The sequence below is a fragment of the Micromonospora sp. LH3U1 genome, assembly GCF_028475105.1.
GTDB lineage: Bacteria > Actinomycetota > Actinomycetes > Mycobacteriales > Micromonosporaceae > Micromonospora.
On record NZ_CP116936.1, the window covers coordinates 6,762,902 to 6,776,953 of the forward strand.

At 73.0% G+C, this 14,052-nt stretch carries 10 protein-coding genes and 1 pseudogene; 5 read left to right on the top strand and 6 right to left on the bottom strand.

Annotated features, from left to right (window positions below; translation table 11 throughout):
* The first annotated feature begins 437 nt into the window (after positions 1–437).
* Complete coding sequence (locus tag PCA76_RS31060) at positions 438–944, top strand: inorganic diphosphatase (protein WP_272614018.1); 507 nt, start codon at positions 438–440, stop codon at positions 942–944.
* A 31-nt stretch (positions 945–975) separates the two neighbouring features.
* On the opposite strand, the gene eccD is transcribed toward PCA76_RS31060, so the two are convergent.
* A complete protein-coding gene (gene eccD, locus PCA76_RS31065; RefSeq protein ID WP_272614019.1) occupies positions 976–2,379 on the bottom strand; it encodes a type VII secretion integral membrane protein EccD in 1,404 nt (467 codons plus the stop codon).
* A 101-nt stretch (positions 2,380–2,480) separates the two neighbouring features.
* Between eccD and eccCa the strand changes: the two genes are divergently transcribed.
* The 4 genes from eccCa (at position 2,481) to PCA76_RS31085 (ending at position 9,470) form a co-directional block, all read left to right on the top strand.
* The gene (gene eccCa, locus PCA76_RS31070) at positions 2,481–6,467 is read left to right on the top strand and encodes a type VII secretion protein EccCa (protein ID WP_272614020.1); all 3,987 of its coding nucleotides are present in this window, start codon (positions 2,481–2,483) and stop codon (positions 6,465–6,467) included.
* A 74-nt stretch (positions 6,468–6,541) separates the two neighbouring features.
* A complete protein-coding gene (gene mycP, locus PCA76_RS31075) occupies positions 6,542–7,882 on the top strand; it encodes a type VII secretion-associated serine protease mycosin (protein ID WP_272614022.1) in 1,341 nt (446 codons plus the stop codon).
* Positions 7,883–7,934: 52 nt separating this feature from the next.
* Positions 7,935–8,726 carry a phosphatase PAP2 family protein gene (locus PCA76_RS31080; RefSeq protein ID WP_272614023.1) on the top strand — a complete coding sequence of 264 codons (792 nt, stop codon included), beginning with the start codon at positions 7,935–7,937 and terminating at the stop codon, positions 8,724–8,726.
* A gap of 36 nt (positions 8,727–8,762) precedes the next feature.
* On the top strand, positions 8,763–9,470 hold the full coding sequence (locus tag PCA76_RS31085; protein ID WP_272614024.1) for a phosphatase PAP2 family protein: 708 nt from the start codon (positions 8,763–8,765) through the stop codon (positions 9,468–9,470).
* A gap of 13 nt (positions 9,471–9,483) precedes the next feature.
* Here the strand turns inward: PCA76_RS31085 and PCA76_RS31090 are convergent, their stop codons facing one another.
* The 5 genes and pseudogenes from PCA76_RS31090 to PCA76_RS31110 form a co-directional block, all read right to left on the bottom strand.
* Positions 9,484–10,662: a MarP family serine protease gene (locus PCA76_RS31090; protein ID WP_272614025.1), complete on the bottom strand. Its 1,179-nt coding sequence runs from the start codon at positions 10,660–10,662 to the stop codon at positions 9,484–9,486.
* 63 nt (positions 10,663–10,725) lie between these two features.
* Entirely contained in the window at positions 10,726–11,418 is a 693-nt protein-coding gene (locus PCA76_RS31095) for an NUDIX hydrolase (RefSeq protein WP_272614026.1), read from the bottom strand.
* Positions 11,415–12,026 carry a TlpA family protein disulfide reductase gene (locus tag PCA76_RS31100; RefSeq protein ID WP_272614028.1) on the bottom strand — a complete coding sequence of 204 codons (612 nt, stop codon included), beginning with the start codon at positions 12,024–12,026 and terminating at the stop codon, positions 11,415–11,417. The genes PCA76_RS31095 and PCA76_RS31100 overlap by 4 nt, the downstream gene beginning before the upstream one ends.
* Positions 12,023–12,811, bottom strand: a complete 789-nt coding sequence (gene nth / locus PCA76_RS31105) for an endonuclease III (RefSeq protein WP_336298034.1) — start codon at positions 12,809–12,811, stop codon at positions 12,023–12,025. Before nth ends, PCA76_RS31100 begins: the two co-directional genes overlap by 4 nt.
* 41 nt (positions 12,812–12,852) lie before the next feature.
* A pseudogene (locus PCA76_RS31110) lies at positions 12,853–14,030 on the bottom strand (CapA family protein).
* Between the last annotated feature and the right edge of the window lie 22 nt (positions 14,031–14,052).

The window sequence follows — 14,052 nt, forward strand, 5'->3', positions numbered from 1 at the left end:
GACCGCGGCGTTCTCGCGCGGCGGGCCGCTCACCGGTCGCTCACCGCCGACGACCGGGAAGCGACCGGTGTTCGGGCTGGGCGACACCGTCCCGGCCGGCGGGCGCCAGGGCAGCGGCGGAGGCCGCTCGGGCACCGTCTCCGGCGCCGAGGGCACTGGCTCGGGAGCCCGTGGAAGGTGTGCCTCGGGGACCGGAACCCGCCCCGTGGCACCACCGGAGCCGGATCGTCCGGTACCGTGCGCGGAGCCCCCGTCCGGGCGGTAGTGTGAATCTTCCCTCCCCACGACCCCCTCCTCCCCCAGCGAAAAACGGCTTGGGTGACACTACTTCGGTCCGAAGACTATGCGGCGGCCGGAGTCGGCGGGTGGGCATTCACCCGTCCGGAGGGCCGCCAGTGGTTCCGTTAGCCAGCGTGGGCAGACGAGGGAGCGTGCAGATGGATTTCGACGTGACGGTTGAGATCCCCAAGGGTCACCGGAACAAGTACGAGGTGGACCACAAGACCGGCCGGATCCGGTTGGACCGCACCCTCTTCACCTCCACCCAGTACCCGGCCGACTACGGGTTCATCGAGGGCACGTTGGGCGAGGACGGCGATCCGCTGGACGCGCTGGTGCTGGTCCCGGAGCCGACCTTCCCGGGTTGCCTGATCCGCTGCCGCACCATCGGCATGTTCCGGATGACCGACGAAAAGGGCGGGGACGACAAGGTCCTCTGCGTGCCCTACGAGGACCCGCGCCAGGAGCACCTGCGCGACATCCACCACCTGGGCGAGTTCGACCGGCTGGAGATCCAGCACTTCTTCGAGGTGTACAAGGACCTCGAGCCCGGCAAGTCGGTGGAGGGCGCGACCTGGGTCGGCCGCACCGAGGCCGAGGCCGAGATCCACAACTCCTACCAGCGGGCCAGGGACGCCGAGGCGCGCGGCGAATCCGCCCACTGACGACAGCTGACGCACCGGGCCCGGGGGCCGCTCAACCGAGCAGCCCCCGGGCTCGGTCGTACAGGTCGAGAACCGCGCAGGCGATCGGCACCACGGCGACCACCAGTGCCGTGTCGGTCAGGTCCGCGACTCGCCCGAGGTACGGCGAGACCGGCCGGCGGGCGTACCCGGTGCCACCGGCGACGGCCAGCAGGGCCAGCGCCGCACCTCCCAGGATCAGCGCCAACCGCCCGGCGTCGTCGGCCCGGCCGACCAGCACCGCGCCCAGCACCGCGTAGCCGGCCAGCCCGGCGAGCACCGTCGGCACCCGGTGCCGCAGCGCCACGAACAGCCTCGACCGCAGCAGCAGCACGGCCGAGGTGACCGCCACCAGCACCCGACCGGCCGTTCCGCCGGCAACCCCGAGGACGACCGCCGCCGCCACCGCCAGCAGGGCGTGCCCGATCAACATCCCGGTCAGCATCTCCTCGGTGCGGGTCACCGCGGCGTGGACCCGGCTCCGGTCCGGCAGGTCCCGGACCCGTTCCGGCTCTTCCGCGCCGGTCGAGGTCGGCAGGGTGATGGGCGGCAAAGGAAGCTTGCCCAGCCGGATGGCCAGCAGCGGAATCACGCCGACGGCGAAGACCAGTGCGCTGAGCAGCACCGCCGCCGTACCGGCCGGGGTCAGCAGCAGCCCACCGAGCGCGGCCCCGGCGCCGATCAGGCCGACCGTGACACCGGCCACGAAGACCCGCAGCCGGCTGGCCACCCCGAGCAGGCCGATCAGCGCCACCAGCAGCAGCGCCACCGAGCCGGCCAGCAGCTCGGGAGCGCCCACCCAGCGGGCCGGCCCGAACGGCCCGACCGGGTCGCCGGAGCCGACCGCGAGGGCGCCGGCCGTGAACGCGTACGGCAGCGCGTAGCCGCCGAGCGTCGCCCCGGCGGTGCCGTCGCCGTTGGCGCGGGAGCCCACCGTGCCGGCCACCGTGAGCACCAGCGCCACCACAGCGGCCGCCAGCCAGCCAGCACGGTGCGTCGGGCCGCCTGCGAGCAGGGCGAGCAAACCGACGGAGAGCGGCACCGCGGCACCGGCCAGACCGGCGGCCCGGGTGGCGGTGGGCGACCAGGCCCCGCCCCGGCGGCGGGCACCATCGGCGATCGCCTCGACCACGTCGTCGTACTCCAACTCGGGCCAGTGCGCGCGAGCCGGCACGAGGTGCAGCACCTCACCGTCGCGGACCCCCTGCGGCAGCAGCGCCTGGGCGGTCGCCAGCAGCGCGCCGTCGGTGCGGCGTAGAACCCAACCACCGTGCTGCTCGCCGTCGTCGGCCAGCCCGACACCGGCGTGCCGGAGCACGTCGGGCAGCAGCTCGGTCAGGGGCACCTGCTCCGGCAGGGCGACGTCCACCCGTCGTTGCGGCGCGCTGATGGTGACGCGGGCCAGCCCGGTAGTCATCGACTGGTCTCCATATCGATAGGGATCAGAGGCTGCGCGGACGACAGGACTTTACCTACCATGAGCCAGGCTCGGGTTACCCAGCGCTGTCAGGAGGCCGAGTGTCCACCGTCGTCATCAAGCGTCCGCCGCGTCGACCAGCGCCGGAGATCCCCGCCGGGGAACTGCCGGTCGACGCGCCGCCGGAGATCCCCGTGGTGGCCGGCGGGCGGTGGCAGCAGATGTTCATGCTGCTGCCCATGCTCGGCGGCACGGTGGCGATGGCGATGATGTTCGGCCGAGGCGGCGGCGCCTACTCGTACGTGGTGGGCGGAATGTTCGGGCTCTCCTCGTTGGCGATGCTGGTGACCTCCTGGGGCAGCGCCTCCGGCACCCCGAAGAAGTCCGAGATGATGGCCGCCCGCAGGGAATACCTGCGCCACCTGGCCACGCTGCGGCGCCGGGTCCGACGGACCGCTGGACAGCAGCGTGCCGGCCTCTACTACCGGCACCCGGACCCGGGCGGGCTCTGGTCGACCGTGGACAGCCACCGGGTCTGGGAGCGGCGCCCCGCCGACCCGGACTTCGCCGTGGTGCGGGTCGCCGTCGGGCCACAGACCCTGGCCACTCCGCTCGTCCCGCCGGTCACCCGGCCGCTGGAGGAGCTGGAACCGATGACCGCCGGCGCGCTGCGCCGCTTCCTGGACGCGTACTCCGTGGTGCCCGACCTGCCGGTGGCGCTGTCGTTGCGCAGCTTCGCCCGGGTGCACGTCCGGCCCGCCGGCCGTCCCGGGGGTGGCACCCCGACCACCAGCGGACCACCCACCGGCGACCCGGCGGCGCAGGCGCTGGTCCGGGCCGTGCTGACCCAACTCGCGGTCTTCCACGCCCCCGACGAACTGCTCGTCGCGGTCTGCGCCGGACCGGAACGCCGCACCTGCTGGGAGTGGGTGAAATGGCTCCCGCACGCCCACCATCCCGGCCGCACCGACGCGCTCGGCCCGGTACGGCTGGTCACCAGCTCCGCCGCCGAACTGGAAGGGCTGCTGGCCGACGTGCTGGCCAGCCGGTCCCGGTTCAGCCCGGCCGGTGCGGCCACCGACGGCCCACACGTCGTGGTGGTCCTCGACGGCGGCGACCTCACCGGCGCCAGCGACCTGACCGGTGACGGCGGCATCGACGCGGTCACCGTGCTGGACCTGGACACCCCACCGCCTCGGCTGCTGGACCGGTACGCGCTGCTGCTGGAGTTGCACGGCCGGCGGCTGCACTCGTGGTCGTCCGATGGGCACGCCGAGGTGGGCACCGCCGACCAGCTGGACCTCGTCGACGCCGAGGCGATCGCCCGACGGTTGGCGCCGCTCCGGCTCGCCGGTGCGGCACGCGGACCGGACGCCCCGCTCCAGGCCGACCTGGGCCTTCCCGAGCTACTCGGTCTCGGCGACCCGGAGAGCTTCACGGCCGAGCAGGGCTGGCTGCCCCGCTCGGCACGGGACCGGCTGCGGGTGCCGATCGGGGTGGGCGCGGACGGCGGTGCCATCGAGCTGGACCTCAAGGAGTCCGCCCAGGACGGGATGGGCCCGCACGGCCTGCTCATCGGGGCGACCGGTTCCGGCAAGTCCGAGCTGCTCCGCACGCTGGTGCTGGGGCTGGCCGCCACGCACAGCTCCGAGCAGCTCAACTTCGTGCTGGTCGACTTCAAAGGCGGCGCCACCTTCGCCTCCTTCGACCGGCTGCCGCACACCGCAGCCGTGATCACCAATTTGGCCGACGCGTTGCCCCTGGTCGACCGGATGGTCGACGCGATCAACGGGGAGCTGGTCCGCCGCCAGGAGCTGCTGCGGCGCGCCGGCAACTTCGCCAGCGTGCGCGACTACGAGCGGGCCCGGGCGGCCGGCAGCCCGCTGGCCCCGCTGCCGTCGCTGCTGCTGATCTGCGACGAATTCTCCGAACTACTCTCCGCCAAGCCCGACTTCATCGACCTGTTCGTGCAGATCGGCCGGCTGGGCCGGTCGCTCGGCGTGCACCTGCTGCTCGCCAGCCAGCGCCTGGAGGAGGGCCGGTTGCGCGGGCTCGACACCCACCTGTCGTACCGGATCGGGTTGCGTACCTTCTCCGCGCTGGAGTCCCGCACCGTGCTCGGGGTACCGGACGCGCACGAGTTGCCCCGGTCGCCGGGCCATGGCTACCTGCGCGCCGGCACCGACCCGCTGGCCCGGTTCAAGGCCGCGTACGTCTCCGGTGCCGTCCGCCGCCGGGCCGCGTCGGCGGGGGCGGCAGCCGGCGCGGGTGCTCGGCTGCTCACCTTCACCACCCACACGGTGCCGCTGCCCGAGCCGGCCACCCCGGCCCTGCCGTCGGTGGCCGAGGACGAGAGCAGCCGGGAAACCCTGCTCGACCTGCTGGTGGACCGGCTCGTCGGGCAGGGCCCGCCGGCTCACCAGGTCTGGCTCCCACCGCTCGGTCAACCACCGGCCCTGGACGAGTTGGTCGGCCCGCTGGAGGTGGACCCGAAGCGCGGGCTCACCGTGGGCAACCCGGAGCTGCACGGCGCACTCGGAGTGCCACTGGCCGTCGTGGACAAGCCGTTGGAGCAGCGCCGGGACCTGCTCTGGCTGGCGCTGGACGGCGCGGCCGGGCATGTCGCGGTGGTCGGGGCACCGCAGAGCGGCAAGTCCACCGCGCTCCGCACGCTGATCTGCGCGCTGGCGCTCACCCACACCCCGGCCGAGGTGCAGGTCTACTGCCTCGACTTCGGTGGTGGCGGGCTGGCCGCGTTGCGCGACCTCCCGCACGTGGGCGGGGTGACCGGACGTGCCGACCCGACCGCCGTGCGGCGCACCGTCGGCGAGATGACCACTCTGCTGGCCGATCGGGAACGCCGCTTCGGGGAGTTGGGCGTCGAGTCGATGGCCGCGTACCGGCAGCGCCGCTCCGCGGCGGGGGCGATCAGTCAGCCGGGCGCCGATCCGTTCGGCGACGTGTTCCTGGTGATCGACGGTTGGAGCAGCATCCGAGGCGAGTACGACGACCTGGAGCCACTGGTCACCGACCTGGCCACCCGGGGCCTGTCGTACGGGCTGCACGTGGTCGCCAGCGCGCTGCGCTGGCTGGACTTCCGCCCGGCGATCCGGGACCTGTTCGGCTCCCGGCTGGAGTTGCGCCTCGGCGACCCGGCCGACTCGCTGGTGGCCCGGCGGGCGGCCGCGAACGTGCCGGAGCGCTCCGGCCGAGGGGTGACGGCGGAGGGCCTGCACTTCCTCACCGCGCTGCCCCAGCTCGCTGCCGCCAACGGGGACACCGCCGATCTGGTCAAGCGGGTCGCCGACGGGTGGGCGGGCCCACCGGCGCCCCGGATCCGGCTGCTCCCGCCGGTGCTGCCGTACGCCGACCTGGACCTCGCCGCGACGACCGGACTGCGGTTACCGATCGGGATCGCGGAGGCGGACCTGCGGCCGGTGCTGCTCGACTTCGCCGCCGAGCCACACTTCGTCGTCTTCGGGGACTCGGAGTGCGGCAAATCGTCGTTCCTGCGCGCGCTGGCGACGTCGATCATCACCCGGTTCACTCCCGAGCAGGCCCGGGTGATCCTGGTCGACTACCGGCGCAGCCTGCTCGGTGTCATCGAGACACCGCACCTGATCGGGTACGGCACCGCGGCGGCGCACACCGCCGACCTGGTCGAGTCGGCCGCCGGCTACCTGGAGCGGCGGGCCCCGGGGCCGGAGGTCACCCCGCAGCAGTTGCGGGATCGGTCCTGGTGGTCCGGGCCGGAGCTGTTCGTGCTGGTGGACGACTACGACCTGGTGGCGGCTGGGCCGGCGAACCCGTTGCGGGCGCTGGAGGAGCACCTGCCGCACGCCCGGGACGTCGGGCTGCACCTGGTGCTGGCCCGCCGATCCGGTGGCGCGGGTCGCGCCCAGTACGAGCCGATCGTGCAGCGGCTGCGGGAGCTGTCCACCGCGGGGCTGGTGATGGCGGGCAGCCCGGATGAGGGCGCACTCGTCGGGCCGGTGAGGCCTGGACCGCTGCCGCCGGGGCGTGGCCGACTGGTCACCCGACGAGAGGGCGTACGCCTCGTTCAGCTCGCACAATTGCCGCCGCCGTGACCTGACTCGCCGGTTCTTCCCGTGACGGGTGGGGAAACCGGTAATCTCCGAGCGTCATGGTTCCGTCGGGATGAATGGCTGGGGATGTGACTGGGGTGCGGCACAGCGGTCCGTCGGCGGCCCAACGGGCGACCGTTCGGGCGCTGCTCGGTGTGGCCGCGGCGTTCGCCGTCGTGGCCCCGACCGCGGCAGCCGTGCCCGTCGCCACGCCCACCAACGGGGGACAGCTCGGCGGCGCGCCGATGACGTTCGCCCCCGGCGACACCGTCGCTCGCACCGACCAGGTCCGCGACGAGCAGTGGCAGCTCGACGAGTTGCAGGCCGAAACGGCGTGGCGGACCTCGACCGGTCGGGGCGTGACCGTCGCGGTGATCGACTCCGGAGTGGACGGCACCCATCCCGATCTGGTCGGCCAGGTGCTGCGCGGCGTGGACCTGGTTGGTCCCGGTGGTGGTGCGGGCCCGGATCCGGTGGGGCACGGCACGACGGTCGCCGGCCTGATCGCCGGGCGCAACGACGACAAGCGGGGCGCGGTCGGCCTCGCGCCGGACGCCCGGATCCTGCCGGTCCGGGTGCTCGACGACCAGAACCGCTACGACGACGCGTTGATCGTCGCCCAGGGGGTTCGCTGGGCGGTCGACCATGGTGCCCGTGTGATCAACCTGTCGTTGGGCGGCAGCGGCGACAGCCCGGCCCTGGCCGCGGCCCTGGACTACGCGTTCGTCCGGGACGTGGTCGTGATCGCCTGCACCGGCAACCTGGCCACCTCCAGCGACACCAAGGTCTGGTATCCGGCTCGTGAGCCGGGTGTGATCGCGGTCGCCGGCCTCGAGCGCAGCAGCGACAACCTGTGGTCCGGGTCGATCACCGGCCGGGCGACGGTGCTGACCGCTCCCGCGAGCGGGCTGGTCGGCCCGAAGCCCCCCAGTGGGTACTGGCGGGTGCAGGGCACCAGCTTCGCCGCACCACTGGTGACGGCCACCGCCGCGCTGGTCCGGTCCCGCTATCCGCAGATGCCCGCGGGTGAGGTCGTCAACCGCTTGCTGGCCACCGCCCGGGACCTCGGCCCGACCGGGCGGGACGACCGCTTCGGGTACGGCGTGGTCGACCCGGTGGCCGCACTGACCGCCCAGGTGCCACCGGTGACCGCCAACCCGCTGGACGATCAGAAGTCGCCGGGTGTGACTGGTTTCGGCCCGGCTCCCGGCTCGGCCGACGACGACCCGGTCGCCGGTGCCGGCAGTGATCCGCTCGGTCTCACCGCACCCCGCCAGCAGACCAGGTGGACGGCCCGGGCGGCGGGCGGCCAGGACACATCGGCACCGGAGCAACTGTGGACCGGGGTCGTGCTCCTCGTCGCCCTGGTCGGCGGCGCCGCTCTGCTGGTGCGCCGGCTCCGTCGACGGGTCCGTTGATCGCGGCCCACCAGCAGGCCTGACCGGTCGCCCGGTCGGGTAGAACCGACCCATGAGTACGCATCGGCCGCCCACCCTCGCTCCCATCGGCCAGCCGTCCTGGCGGCACCGCCGACTCGACCCGGACAATTCGCTGGGTCTGCGGCTGACCCTGGCCGCGACGGCGGCGTTCCTGGTGCTGGTGCCTTTCGCGCTGCTCGCGCTGCTGGTGCTCGGCGCCTGGGCACCGCTGCACCGGCTGGACACGGCGGTCACCGACGCGCTGCACGGCTACGCGCTCGACCACCCAGCCTGGGTCACACTGATGCGGATCTGGACCGAGGTGTTCGCGCCGATGCCGCTGCGCGTAGTCGTCCTGCTCCTGGTGATCTGGCTGCTGCGCCGGGGAGCCCGCCGGCTGGCCCTCTGGGCGACCACCACCATGGTGGTCGGCGGGTTGTTCGGTCCACTGCTCAAGCTGCTCGTTGGCCGGGACCGGCCGGAGTTGCTGGAACCGGTGGCACGGGCCGCCGGCTACTCGTTCCCCTCCGGGCACGCGCTGAACGCCACCCTGGCCGCCGGGGTGCTGCTGCTGGTGCTCCTGCCGTACGCCGAGCGGGGGGCCGCGCGGGCCGCGCTCTGGGTCGCCGCGGTGCTGTTAACCGTGGTGACCGGGCTGAGCAGGGTGGCGCTCGGCGTGCACTTCGTCAGCGACGTGCTGGGCGGCTGCCTGCTCGGTGTGGCGGTGGTCGCGGCGACCACCGCGGCGTTCACCAGTTGGCGGGCGCACACCGGACTCCGGCCGGTTCGGCCGGCCCGTGACGGTGTCGCTCCAGAGGTCGAGCGCCATCCCGGAGAGGCCTGAGTGTGACGGAGAGGTCGGCCGGGTACTGGCCGACGCATGTCCGACACCGTGGTCCAGATCATCCGGCGGGTGCTGCTGCCAGTGTCTCTCCTACTCGGCGTCATGGTGCTGCTCGGGGTGCTGGTCACCCGGGTGTTTGCCCGGACCTGGCCGTTCACCGTGGAGGACGCGGTGAACCGGGAGTTCGCCGCCGACCGCACCGGCGGCTGGAACGACGTTTCGCTGGTGTTCAGCACGCTGGCCAGCACCCAGATGATCGTCGTGGTCACCGTGCTGGTGGCGTTGGCGCTGCGCCTCTGGCTGAAGCGCTGGCGGGAGCCGCTGTTCCTGTGCGCGGCGGTGACCGCCCAGGCGCTGGTGTTCCTGCTGACCACGCTGGCGATCGACCGACGACGGCCGGCGGTGGAGCACATGGACGTCTCACCGCCCACGTCGAGCTTCCCGTCCGGGCACACCTCGGCGGCGGTGGCACTCTACGTCGGTATTGCGGTGCTGATGGCGCTGCGGGTGCGGAGCACCGGGGCGAAGGTCGCCTGGTGGACGCTGTTGCTGACGGTGCCGCTGGGGGTAGCGCTGACCCGGATGTATCGGGGAATGCACCACCCGAGCGACGTGCTGGCGTCCTTCCTCAACGGCGGCACCTGTGTCGCCATCATGGCCCGCGCGGTGTTGGACCGAGGGCTGCGGTGGGGGCGGGCCAAGCTGCCGACGGTGGGGCGACCGACCGCGGCGGCCCGGAGCTGACCCTGCCCGGCGCTCAGGTGCACTCGCCGGTGGCGACCTGCCGGTTGCGTTCGGCGCCGGCCAACGCCACCGGGCGGGCCTCGGCCGCGGTCACCGCGAAGCCGGTGTTCGGGTCATCGGCCGCCGCCGCGAAGATCACCCCGAGCACCAGGCCGTTGGCGGAGAGCAGCGGACCGCCGGAGTTGCCGCTGCGGACCAGCGCACGGATCGTGTAGACCTCCCGGGTGACGTCGCCGGAGGAGTAGATGTCCGGCCCTTTGATCCGGTCGACGTCGCGGATCCGCGCCGACTGCGCGTTGTAGGGGCCGTCGAGCGGAAAGCCGAGCACGATGGCGTCGGAGCCACTGCCCGCGTTGCCGGCGGCGAACCGCAGGGACGGACCGGGCAGCCCGGGCACGAGCAGCACGGCCAGGTCCCGGTCCGGGTCGTAGACCACCACCTTGCCGTCGTACCGCTCGCCGCCCAGCTCCACAGCCACCGAGCGGGTGCCGGCGACGACGTGTGCGTTGGTCATCACCCGGTCGTCGGCGTACACGAAGCCGGATCCCTCGATGCGGCGTGAGCAGCTGGGCGCGGAGCCGAGCACCTTGACGACCGACCGTTGACCGCTGACCACCACCGGCGAACCGGCCAGCGCCGGGTCGGGCGGGTCGACCTGCCGGGCCCGCGTGGGCGCGAGGTCACCGAAGACGTCCGGGAACCCGTCGGTGTCGACGGTGTCCTCCAGCGCGGTGGACAACTGGTGGGCCTGCTCCGGCAGGACCCGGTTGACCACCGTGATCAACGCGCTGTTGCGCACCGAGGCGGCGAGCCAGGGCACCGAGGACGAGCCGAGCGGCACGGCGACCAGCCAGGCGAGCAGGAGCACCGCGAACAGCGAGACGAATGCCCCGCCGACGTCGTCGATCCGTTTGCCCACGTCGCTGGTGATCGTCTTGCGCAGGTGCGAGCCGAGCCAGCCAGCGAGCGCCTGCCCCACCACCGCCAGCCCGAAGATCGCCACGAGCGAGATCAGCACGCGGGTGCCGGCGTCCACGAACTGCCGGGCGAACAGCGGCCCGAGCTGGAGGCCCAGCAGCAGACCCAGGAAGAAGCCGGACAGCGACGTGATGCCGATGACGAAGCCTTGACGGTATCCGCTGATCGCGAACACGAGCATGAGCAGCAGCAGGACGAGATCCACGACGGACACGGGTCAAGCGTACGGGCAGTGCGCCCGCCAGATGACCATCGCTTGCGGAAGGTGACCGTGCGGTCAGCGCAGGGCGGTCTCGTCGGCGTCGTCGGTGCCGGCCGACGGCGCCGGGGTCGCCCCGGTCGGCGGCAGCTCCACCACCCGGCCGTGCGACCACGGGCGGGCCCAGCCGCCCATCTCGAGCAGGGTGGCCAGCACCCCGGCGGTGAAGCCCCAGACGAGCATCCCGCGCGCCGAGAACGCCGGCCCGATCCAGCCACTCGGGTGGCGGACCCGCAGCCGGTTGGCCGGGTCGACCAGCTCGCTGACCGGCAGACGGGCGACGTGCGCCACCTCGGCCGGCTCCCGGGAGTGCACCGGGTGCGGATCGTGCCACCAGGCCAGCACAGGTGTGACCACGAAGTCGCTGACCGGGATCCACAGTTTCGGCAGCTCGGCCAGCACGGTCACGCTGGTCGGGTCGAGGCCGACCTCCTCGTTCGCCTCGCGCAGGGCGGTGGCGCGGACGTCGGCGTCCTCCGGGTCGGCCGCGCCGCCGGGGAAGGCCGGCTGGCCGGCGTGGTTGCGCAGGGTGGCGGCCCGTTGCAGGACGAGCACGTCGGGGCCGGCGCCGGGCTGCTCACCGAGCAGCACCAGCACCGCGCTCTCCCGGCCACCCTCGGCCGGGGTGGTCAGCCGGGTGAAGTCCTCGGCGCGGGCGGTGCCCAGCCGGGTCAGCAACGGCTCGATCCACTCGGGTGGTCGGCGGGTCACGCCGGCACCGCCAGGCCGAGGTGCTGGCGGACCAGCTCGGCGAGCCGGGTGTCGTCGAGCGCACCGGTGGCATCGATGTGCCGGACCCGACCGTCGGGGCCGACGAAGAGGGTCAGTGGGATGGCGTTGCGCTTCAGGTCGCGCTGTAGCGCCTCACCCTGGTCCACCAGGACCGGGAACCGGACGCCGAAGTCCTCACCGATGGACTGGGCGCCGCTGCGGCTGTCCCGGCTGTTGACCCCGACCACCTGGAGCTGACCGGCGGCCCGCTCGCTGAGGCGTTGGAAGGCGGGCAGCTCCTTGCGGCACGGCGGGCACCAGGAGGCCCATACGTTGATCACAGCCGGCCCGGCCACGCCCCGTAGCGCGACGGGGGCGCCGCCGTTGAAGCAGGCCAGGGTCAGCTCCGGAAGGAGCTCTCCACCCGTGGCTGCCGCGGTGCCGGCCGGCTCGGCCGTGGGTGCCGTGCTCAGGCCGGTGCAGTCCTTGAATGGCGACGGACGCTCGGCGGCGGCCGGGCGGGGCGCGGGGTCGTCGGTCGCGCCGCTGGTGCAACCGGCGGCGGCCAGCAGCAGCGGCAGGACCAGGAGGGCAAGGCGCCTGTTCACGGCACCTCCGCGGCGACCGCCTGCGCGGGCACCAACTCCGGGTCGACCCCGGCAGCCACTGCGAGGTCTCGCGCCCGGGGGCCCTTGAGCAGCTTGGCGGCGGCGGCCGGCTCGGTCGGCCCGGTGCCGTACGAGGGGCAGAGCTTCGCGAGGGTGCACGCACCGCAGGCCGGCTTGCGGGCGTGGCAGACCCGCCGCCCGTGGAAGATGATCCGGTGCGACAGCATGGTCCAGTCGCGCTTGTCGTACAGCGCGCCGATCGCGTGCTCGATCTTGACCGGGTCGGTCTCGGTGGTGAGCTGCCACCGGTGGACCAGCCGTTGGAAATGCGTGTCGACCGTGATGCCCGGGACGTCGAAGGCGTTGCCGAGGATCACGTTGGCGGTCTTGCGGCCGATACCGGGCAGCGTCACCAGGTCGACGAGCCGGCCGGGGACCTCGCCGTCGTACCGATCGAGGAGGGCCTGGCCGAGCTTGAGCAGCGAGTCGGTCTTGTTGCGGTAGAAGCCGGTGGGCCGGATCAGCTCCTCCATCTCGCCCCGGTCGGCCCCCGCGTAGGCGGCGGCGCTCGGATAGCGGGCGAAGAGCTTGGGAGTGACCTCGTTGACCTTCTTGTCCGTGCACTGCGCGGAAAGGATGGTGGCGACGGCCAGCTCCAATGCATTGGAGTGGTCCAGCTCACAATGCGCGTCGGGGTGTGTCTCGGCCAGCACCCGGCCGATCTTGCGGGCACGACGTTTGCGCCCGAGGTCGGTCTCGCTGGCACCGGGAGGACTACTGGTCACGCCGGTCAGCCTACGTCGCTCCCCGGACGTTCCTCCTCGGGTCAACCGGTGGTCGGCGGGGAGATCTTGCCCTGCCCGTCGAACCGCGCGCCTTCCTTCGGGAAGTCGCTGCGGCTCAACTCGGTGACCAGACCCAGGCCCCGGTCGTCCGGGTCCATCGTCGGCTTGCCGGCGGAGTTCATGTACGTCGAGGTGAACGAGCCACCGCCCCAGCTGCCGTCCGGCTTGAGCGACACCTTCAGCACGCCGCCCCAGCCGAGCCGGCCGGTGTTGCTCAGCGAGTTGCCGCCGCCAGCGAAGTTGCCCAGGCTGTAGGCGATCAGCCGGCCCTTGTAGAACTCCATGCCGCGCAGCACGTGCGGCCCGTGCCCGACGATCAGGTCCGCACCGGCGTCGATCATCGCGCGCGAGAACTTCACCGGGTCACCCCGGTTCTCGCCGAGGAACATCTCGGTGCCGGGTTTCACCCGGGTCTTGTCCGCTCCCTCGCCGCCCATGTGCACCTGCACCACGACCAGATCGGCCATGGTGGCGGCCTTGGCGACCACCGTCTTCGCCTTGTCGATGTCGACCAGGCTGTTGGACCAGACGTACGACGAGAAGCCGGCCACGGCGACCTTGACGCCCTTGACGTCGACCACGGTGATCTCGTCCGGCGCCCCGGTGTGCTCCAGGTCGTACTTCTCCAGCGCCTTCTGGGTGTTCTCGTAGCCCTTCGGGCCGTAGTCGTAGCCGTGGTTGTTGGCCTGGTTGAGCACGTCGAAGCCGGCGTCGCGCAGGTGTGCGGCGTACTCCGGCGGGGCCCGGAACTGGAAGCAGCGGGTGGAGTTGGCCCCGCACTTGCCGGTGCCGGTGTCCACCGTCAGCGGCTCCTCCAGGTTGCCCATGACCAGGTCGGCCTTGAGCGCCTCGGTGACCGAGGCGAAGAAGCCCTTACCCCCGCCAGCGGGTAGCCGGCTCGGCGCGTTACCCATGATGATGTCGCCGGTGGCGGAGAGCGAGATCGCGCCGCCACCGCCGGAGGCCGCGGCCCGGTGGCCTTCGGGCCGCCCGTGGAAACCGGCGCGCCGGTGCCACCGCCGCCGGCGCCGGGCTGCCAGACGGGTGCCTCACCACCGGGGTCGGCACAGCCGGCGACGAGCAGGGTGGCCAGCAGCGCGGCGAGGCCGAGGGCGACGCGGCGGCGCGGGCGGGACGCGGGAGGGGCGGGAGCATACATCGGTCGCGACCCTACCGGGCCG

What these genes read in the sequence shown, in the direction of transcription:
- PCA76_RS31060 (WP_272614018.1), top strand. Translation starts at nt 438, where the DNA reads ATGGATTTCGACGTGACGGTTGAGATCCCCAAGGGTCACCGGAACAAG.
- eccD (WP_272614019.1), bottom strand. Translation starts at nt 2,379, where the DNA reads ATGACTACCGGGCTGGCCCGCGTCACCATCAGCGCGCCGCAACGACGG.
- mycP (WP_272614022.1), top strand. Translation starts at nt 6,542, where the DNA reads ATGGCTGGGGATGTGACTGGGGTGCGGCACAGCGGTCCGTCGGCGGCC.
- PCA76_RS31080 (WP_272614023.1), top strand. Translation starts at nt 7,935, where the DNA reads ATGAGTACGCATCGGCCGCCCACCCTCGCTCCCATCGGCCAGCCGTCC.
- PCA76_RS31085 (WP_272614024.1), top strand. Translation starts at nt 8,763, where the DNA reads ATGTCCGACACCGTGGTCCAGATCATCCGGCGGGTGCTGCTGCCAGTG.